Annotated in this window: 6 protein-coding genes; 2 read left to right on the forward strand and 4 right to left on the reverse strand. The window is 55.0% G+C overall.

Annotation, left to right across the window (positions count from 1 at the left end; genetic code table 11):
* From AC1DU9_RS29590 to AC1DU9_RS29600, 3 genes are all read right to left on the reverse strand, one after another.
* The coding region (locus AC1DU9_RS29590) for a DUF2303 family protein (protein WP_477811241.1) at positions 1-603 on the reverse strand (603 nt) is incomplete at its 3' end.
* 26 nt (positions 604-629) lie between these two features.
* On the reverse strand, positions 630-977 hold the full coding sequence (locus AC1DU9_RS29595; protein ID WP_477811242.1) for a hypothetical protein: 348 nt from the start codon (positions 975-977) through the stop codon (positions 630-632).
* Between the two features lie 91 nt (positions 978-1,068).
* Positions 1,069-1,431, reverse strand: a complete 363-nt coding sequence (locus tag AC1DU9_RS29600) for a hypothetical protein (RefSeq protein ID WP_477811243.1) — start codon at positions 1,429-1,431, stop codon at positions 1,069-1,071.
* A 410-nt stretch (positions 1,432-1,841) separates the two neighbouring features.
* Here AC1DU9_RS29600 and AC1DU9_RS29605 point away from each other — a divergent pair, with 410 nt between their 5' ends.
* Both AC1DU9_RS29605 and AC1DU9_RS29610 read left to right on the forward strand, forming a co-directional pair.
* Positions 1,842-2,159, forward strand: a complete 318-nt coding sequence (locus tag AC1DU9_RS29605) for a DUF1654 domain-containing protein (RefSeq protein WP_477811244.1) — start codon at positions 1,842-1,844, stop codon at positions 2,157-2,159.
* A 320-nt stretch (positions 2,160-2,479) separates the two neighbouring features.
* Positions 2,480-3,082, forward strand: coding sequence for a hypothetical protein (locus AC1DU9_RS29610; protein WP_477811245.1), 603 nt, complete (start codon positions 2,480-2,482; stop codon positions 3,080-3,082).
* Between the two features lie 33 nt (positions 3,083-3,115).
* Here the strand turns inward: AC1DU9_RS29610 and AC1DU9_RS29615 are convergent, their stop codons facing one another.
* Positions 3,116-3,403: a type II toxin-antitoxin system RelE family toxin gene (locus tag AC1DU9_RS29615; RefSeq protein WP_477811246.1), complete on the reverse strand. Its 288-nt coding sequence runs from the start codon at positions 3,401-3,403 to the stop codon at positions 3,116-3,118.
* Between the last annotated feature and the right edge of the window lie 167 nt (positions 3,404-3,570).

The following is a 3,570-nucleotide window of genomic DNA, read 5'->3' on the forward strand; positions in this document are numbered from 1 at the left end:
CAGTGTGGCCGGCAGTGTCTCTTTGCTGCGAGCCTCAATCTGGTCGAGAGTGCTACGGCTGGCACTGGTCTCGCCGACGGTGTGGTCCGACTCGGACGCGGCTTTGATGGTGATGGTCCGCACCGCCGCGATGGCTTTGGCGATAGTCATCACCTGTCCGCTTTCATCAGCAGCTGTTAGGAACTGGTTCCAGTCTTCAATCCAGTCGCTGAGATCCTTCTGCGACATCGGGCGCCCGCCGATTGCCTGTGCCGCCTTGTAACCAGCAGAAGCCTTCAGTCGAAGTACAGCGCGGTCATCGGCGTGACCAGGTAGCGTGTCGGTGCCCAAGTTGAACAGGAGCGTGCAGGTCATTTCGTCCTGGTCGATGAAGCCCTTGGCGTTCGCCACTGCTCGATCAGCGACGTACGTGCTGAAGTCAGCCAGGGAGTGGGTGGAATAGATGCCGCGGAAACGGCTACGACCAGCCTGCCATTTTTCCAGAGTGACCACTTGGCAGCCATCGGGAAGAACGATGGTCGGCGTTTGGGTGGCCAGCGCTTTACCGGTCGCTTCGAGCGCGGTATCGGTGATGAGCTGGATCGCTTCTTTGGTCAGAGACATTTGTCAGTTCCTTGATGGTCGAGCGGTTAAGTGCGAGGAGTAATAGGGGCTTGTTCGCGGCTGAAGAGCTGGTCGTGTTTTTCCGCGAAGAGGGTGATCTTTCCGCCGGAGCCGACGTGCATCGGTGTGTCCAGGCTGGTGTTCTCACTACGCGTGCCGCGCTTGGTCGGTACCTTGTAGTCGAGCTTGTGCTTGATCTTCACCTGACTGGATTCGCCGATTTGGCTGAAGTCCAGGGTGATAACCAGCTTGCCGGTCTTTCCGTGGTCAACGACCCCCGCGGCTACTTCGGAAAGGGCGTGGCCGATTTGGCTGGCGAAAGCGCCGCCGTTTAGCTCTTCAAGGAACTCTGCGGTATCGGTAGGGGTGGACATGGCTGTTTCTCCGGGATGGCCAATAGGCCGCTAGGGGGAAGACTGAATTGCGACTGACGAAGGCGCTGGCGTATCTGATTGTTGATGCGCCTCAACGACCAGCTCCGTAGTAGGCAAAGCCCAAGAGGATTGCCGCGAGCACTAAGGTCCACCGCAACATCCAGCCAGCGAAGTGCTTGGCTGCTGACCGAGTTGAAGCGAAGAAGTCAGCGTTCTCTTCGAGCTGCTGTGCGTACTGGCAGGCGTTGACGTGTCCGAACCGTTCACCCTTTGGCGTGCCAGTGGAGCGATCGATTACCACGAAGGTGTTGCTGCCTCGGGGTACGACGTTGTAGCGCGGTGCGCGGACGGGTTCGTCGCGGCCGATCATTTGATACATGGTGCTGGTTTCGAGTGATGTCCGGAGACGCAATCCCTGGAGAATGGCTTGGCTCTGTCTGATGGTTTGATTCATGGCGATTCCTCTGGGTAGGGATTACATCCCGATGCACCCTGTCGCCAAGGTGCAGCAGTGATGCTTTACGTCCTATTGCCGCCGGAGGGGCGGGGCGCATTGCTTGCCGGGTCGTTCACACGGTTTTGGCGCTTCACCATCGAGCAGCCGTACAGGGTGTTCCTGTCGTTGGCAGGCTTTCGTGCCTGTCTGCTCGCCGGTCGCCGGTAGAGGCAATGCGGTCTGTTGTTTGTTGCGCTGACTGTTAAAGAGCAGCGGACTTAAGGCCCTTCGCAGTGGCTGTGTTGCTGCGATGGCCGTAGTTAACCATCGGTATATTTGCTCGTCAATACCGATGGTTAATTTAATTTTGCTGACCGTACGGTATGCTTTACATTAACTGGATGTATATACAGTAATTAGGGGGCGGGATGGCAAAGGCGAAGACGCAAGCAAAACCAGTAGAGCGACAGGAGATCAGCGGAATTGAAAAGCTTGGCCTACGCGTATCTTCGATGATCAACCACCCGGTCGCGCAGACTCAGCGCTGGGTGACCATCCACCGTCTGGACACGGACGGTGAGCGAGAGTGGGAGGAGGTGATGAGCTTGCTATCCGAGACGGACGGCTTAGACATGACATTCAACGACGATGAGTCGGTGACGCTGAGGTGGGAAGCAAGTGCGGAGGAAGACCGCGTGATTGAGGTCGACGAGCTGGAAGCGGTGGAGGAGCCGGCGCCTTTCTGAATGGCGTAAAAAAGCCCGCTCAGTGGCGGGCTTTCTGGACGGGGTCAAATCCTTTTGTCCGTTCAATCTGCGCTCCATTCTGTGAGCGCTTCGTGAAAAGTATGTCGCAGGAACGAAAAAGCCCGGCGTCGGCCGGGCTCTTTGTGGATGGGCCAAATCCCTTTGGCTGAATGCATTGTGCTTGGTAGGCGTGACGAAGGTGTGACAGGGCAGATACGAAAAGCCCAGTGCTGGACCACGATCGGCGAGGCGCAGGGAGATTGGCAATCGAAAACCAATGACTCTGCTAAAGTCGTTCCACTACTGCATTGGAGAAGGTTATGAAAGGAATTGCTGTTCTTGTTATCGCCACCATGCTGAGTGGGTGCGCAGGGTCTGTATGGAAAGCCACTGGCAGTACGGACAAGTTCACTGACCAAACCACGACCATGGTGACCACCGGGGACTATTCAGCGGGAACCTCAATCATCACCAGCTCGCTCAAGTTTTACCCAGTGGTAAGGAAGGAGGGCGGTGAAGTCTATGTGGGGCTCATGTCAGGCGGTCGTTTCAAAATCCCCGTCGGCACAATTCAGCTAAGGATTGATCAGAACGACGCGTGGACGATCACCCCTCAGGAAACGCCAATCTCAATGGTTCCCGCGGCGCCGGAAATTGCGCTTGGATTGGCGGCCGAACAAGCAGAGATAATCAAGAAGGCCCAGGCTCAAAGCATGGACAGTATGTACAAAATGATGAGCCCCTACACTGTCACGGGTGGCGAAAAAGCGAAGGAGATTCTGCGGCAGATGGTGACAGGTAAAACCCTTATCTATCGCACAGTCGGAATCAACCAAGCGGCTTCAACTACAGGCGAAATCGAACTGGACGATTCCTTGCGTCAGTCGCTGAAATTGATCGGTATCAATCCATCGACGATCTGAGTCCCGAATGAAAAAGCCCGGCACTGGGCCGGGCTATGGATTTCTATCAATAAGCTTGTGCGTTCCGATATTTCGCATGACGGCCTTGTCGGATACCAGCTCAAAACTCATTTTGTGAGAATTGTTGCCCGTGAAGTGAATGGTATAGATATCAGGCCTGCGATAACCCTTTAGCTTTTCCAGCTTTAGGTATCCTGGTTGAGGGTTCCGCTTCAGATCCTTCAGTGCCTGCTTAGCCAATTCCTTGATATCTTCGGGCAGCTTAGCTAGTGCTTTTTTGAACCGTTCCGGCACTTCAAGGGAGCGAATTATTAGATTCACAGGCTATCGAATAGGTCATCAATGTCTTTGTCAGTGGTCAGCAAAGTAGCTTCATGATGACCGTCCATGTCAGCGTTGTGCTCAAGAATGCTCCAGCGGAGCTTTTCTATGGCAGCGTTGTAGTTCAAAACAGAATTGATAGCTTGCGCATAGGCATCATCCACCCC

It is taken from the genome of Pseudomonas sp. P4_C1 (genome assembly GCF_056402155.1).

Bases quoted from the DNA above. Each gene is read 5' to 3' on its own strand.
- AC1DU9_RS29610 (WP_477811245.1), top strand. From the start codon at position 2,480: ATGAAAGGAATTGCTGTTCTTGTTATCGCCACCATGCTGAGTGGGTGC.
- AC1DU9_RS29600 (WP_477811243.1), bottom strand. From the start codon at position 1,431: ATGAATCAAACCATCAGACAGAGCCAAGCCATTCTCCAGGGATTGCGT.
- AC1DU9_RS29605 (WP_477811244.1), top strand. From the start codon at position 1,842: ATGGCAAAGGCGAAGACGCAAGCAAAACCAGTAGAGCGACAGGAGATC.
- AC1DU9_RS29595 (WP_477811242.1), bottom strand. From the start codon at position 977: ATGTCCACCCCTACCGATACCGCAGAGTTCCTTGAAGAGCTAAACGGC.